Annotated in this window: 1 protein-coding gene; it reads right to left on the bottom strand. The window is 45.0% G+C overall.

Annotation, left to right across the window (positions count from 1 at the left end):
* Window positions 1–16: 16 nt before the first annotated feature.
* Window positions 17–576, bottom strand: a 560-nt coding sequence (vdeR, locus tag R7O13_RS29255) for an efflux transporter transcriptional repressor VdeR (RefSeq protein ID WP_318305507.1), incomplete at its 5' end; no start/stop codon positions are given.

Here is a 576-nt window from a genome sequence, read left to right as displayed (position 1 = left end):
TTCGCTTATTGGCTTTTTAGTTTACCGCTTCATCGATGGTACAACACATGTCGATAACGATGTCTTCAAGCTTGCTAGGGTGGATCATATCTTCTTTCGCGATTCTGAATTGCGTCGCCATGATCGTATTAAACAATTCCCAGTGTTTGATCAGCAGTTGTTCACGATTGTCTGCGATATCTGGCCATGTTTCTTGCATCATTGGAGCAAGGCTGACTGCGCCGTGTGCAAAGATCAACATCTGCCATTTTGATTCCCACTGATCGAATTGTGCTTCTGGGAACTCACTGTTGTACTGCGCGAAAATGCTCGTGAAAATCTCGGCAAACTCGTCTTTTGACTTTAAGAAGTAGTCAAACAGCGCGTTATCATCTTGTCGGATTGAGTCAGCAATCATTTGCACCGGAGGAGGGTTCACGAGTGCAAACGCCAACATTCGAACCATAAACAGGTAAATCTTGCGATTTGATGGGGTGTTCTCAGGCATTTCGTTGATTAGGCCTGCCATATAATTTTGCAGGAACTCATCCATCGCGTCACTCACTGCTTGCCAGATTTTCTCTTTGCTGCCGAAGT

This window comes from Vibrio sp. Y176 (genome assembly GCF_033438945.1).
This window is presented reverse-complemented; position numbering and strand designations above follow the sequence as displayed.